This is a genomic window from Streptomyces sp. RP5T (genome assembly GCF_003933965.1).
Lineage (GTDB): Bacteria > Actinomycetota > Actinomycetes > Streptomycetales > Streptomycetaceae > Streptomyces.
Genome location: NZ_RSAJ01000912.1, coordinates 1 through 2,361, shown reverse-complemented (window position 1 = coordinate 2,361; position 2,361 = coordinate 1). Strand labels below are relative to the sequence as shown.

The window sequence follows — 2,361 nt, the reverse complement described above, 5'->3', positions numbered from 1 at the left end:
GGTCCGGGTGGCCCCGGCGGAGGGGGAGGCGGACGTGGCGGAAGGGCTCGGTGACGGCGATCCGGAACGGCCGGGCAGGCCCGGGGCGGTCGTCCGGGACGTCGGGTCGGGAGCCTGGGCCACCTTGTCCGAGGCGGGACGGCCGGACGGCAGCGCCGACAGACTGCCCAGGGTGGCGAGGGCGGCCACGACGGTGGCCGCGGTGACGAGGAAACGCCGGCGGCGGTACCAGGGGAGGGGAGGCGGCGCGGACGCCGTCACCCGCACGGTGTCCGGCGCGTCCGCATGCTCACTGCCGCCCGGTCCCGCGTCCTCGCTCTCGTTCTCCTCCGCGCGCGGGTCTCCTTCTGTCCCGGCCGGCACGACGAGTGCCTCCGACGCATCCGACGCATCCGACGGCTCCGCGGTCCGTGGCCGCTGCCTCGCCGCCACCGCCGACAGCCACAGCCGGTGCAGATCCATCCGCTCCTCGGCCGTGGCCCCGCACAGCGCGGCGAACCGTTCCACCGGAGCGAAGTCGACCGGTACGGCATCCCCCGCGCAGTACCGGTGCAGCGTCGAGGTGTTCATGTTCAGCCGCCGGGCCAGCGAACCGTAGCTGCGGTCCGTGCGCTCCTTCAGCCGCCGCAGCAGAGCCGCGAACTCCTGGACATCGTCCTGTGGTTCCGGTGCCGACAACGATTTCCCCCTAGCTCCCGCATCCCAGGCACTCCCTGTACCTGCACGTCAGACGGCCTGGGATGGTTCCATGCCGACGGATCCCGTGTCCCATGTTGCGTCCGCCCCGTGGGACCGCTGATGCTCTTGGTGTCACACCGACCGGGCCGGACCGACCATCCGGCGTCGGCGTGGCATCCCACATCCATGCACGTATCCCACGGGGGACACCCATGCCCAAGCGCAGTCGAGCAGGCGCGCTCACCGTACTCTCTCTGACCGGCCTCGTGCTCGGCGTCACCTGCGCCGTGCAGGCCGGGGCCGCGTCGGCCGCGCCCAGGTTCCTCTCGGCCGCCGACCTCCCGCCGCACCCCTCGTCCGCCTGGACCGCGGGCAAGGTGACCGACGGAGTGCCGCAGGAACTGCTGCTCTGCCTGGAGGACGCGCTGCCGGGCTACGACTCCCGGTACCGCGACTTCCGCACCGACCTGGACACCAGTGCCCGCCAGCTGACGATCGAGGTCGGCACGAAGGCGAAGGCCGCGGCCCTCGCCACCCGTATGAACAAGGAGATCCGCACCTGCGCGGACCGCCTCGAACAGGGTGACCCGGACCTGGAGGCGACGTACAAGGACTACGGCAAGGTCGCGGTCGAGGAGGGCGCCCGGGTGCACGGTCTGCACACCGAGCACGCGATCGGCGCCACCGACATCCACCTGCTGTCCGTCGGCCGGGACGACCGGACCGTCACCGTCGTGGAGTGGTCCCAGATGGGCGACTTCGCCGACGCCCCGGTGAAGGCCTTCAAGAAGACGACCGCCACCGCGGTGAACAAGCTCCACTGAGAACCGGGGCCGCCCTCCCGCACGGGGGTCGGGCGGGCGGCCCCGCACGGACCGCATCACCAGCAGCACGCACCGGAACGAAAACGGGGAACACGATGAACACGACCAAGACGACCCGCCGCGCCACTGTCGCCGTCGGCCTCGCCCTGGCCCTCGGCCTCGGCGTCACCGCCCAGGCCTCCGCCGGAGCACCGCGCAGCGTCAGCGGGAAGCCCTCCGACAACATCACGCGTATCGCCGACTTCTACGGCGCCTACATCGACGCGGTCAGCGACGAGGGCGCGGGCGAACTCCAGGACGCGCTCCGCGCGCACTACCTGACGCCCGCCTTCCAGAAGGAACTGAACGCCTGGGAGGAGAAGGAGCACGCCGACGGCGTCCTGCGCGCCCAGAACGTGCCCCTCGCGTGGAAGGTCACCGACAACGGCAGCACCGCCGCCCGCACCGAGGCCGTCGTCACCCTCACCTGGAGCGCCGGCCAGACCAGCACCCTCGTGGTCGACATGACCCGCGACAGCCACAGGATCCTCCATATCGGCACCAAGGGCCTCGCGAGCAAGTAGCGGCGGATTCAGGCCAGTTTCCCTGCCGCCCCAGCACTTCGCCGGATACGACGAGGTCGACAGGGAGCGGTCGGCAGATCGGCCCATGCCGGGCGGTCCCGGTGTCCCGGAGCCGGGTGGGTCACCGGGCCCCACGGCACCGTGGGCCCGGAGGCCGCCCGCGGTGACACCCGCACCGGCTCACCCCCCGCCCGCCGGGCCCCGTTCACCGGGCCCGTGCGGCGGGGGCGCACGCCGTTCAGGGGGCGCGTGAGCCGTCGTACGGCAGGGGCTCGACCCGGTGCGCAGGGTGGGCC

General features: G+C 72.6%; 3 protein-coding genes. 2 read left to right on the top strand and 1 reads right to left on the bottom strand.

Translation table 11 applies throughout. The features are described 5' to 3' along the window. The coding region (locus tag EHS43_RS42855; protein WP_148104281.1) for a helix-turn-helix transcriptional regulator at positions 1-678 on the bottom strand (678 nt) is incomplete at its 3' end. A gap of 212 nt (positions 679-890) precedes the next feature. On the opposite strand from EHS43_RS42855, the gene EHS43_RS42850 reads away from it, so the two are divergent. Further along, on the top strand, positions 891-1,502 hold the full coding sequence (locus EHS43_RS42850) for a hypothetical protein (RefSeq protein ID WP_125195859.1): 612 nt from the start codon (positions 891-893) through the stop codon (positions 1,500-1,502). A gap of 95 nt (positions 1,503-1,597) precedes the next feature. Next, a complete protein-coding gene (locus EHS43_RS42845) occupies positions 1,598-2,065 on the top strand; it encodes a hypothetical protein (protein WP_125195858.1) in 468 nt (155 codons plus the stop codon). The last annotated feature ends 296 nt before the right edge of the window (positions 2,066-2,361 follow it).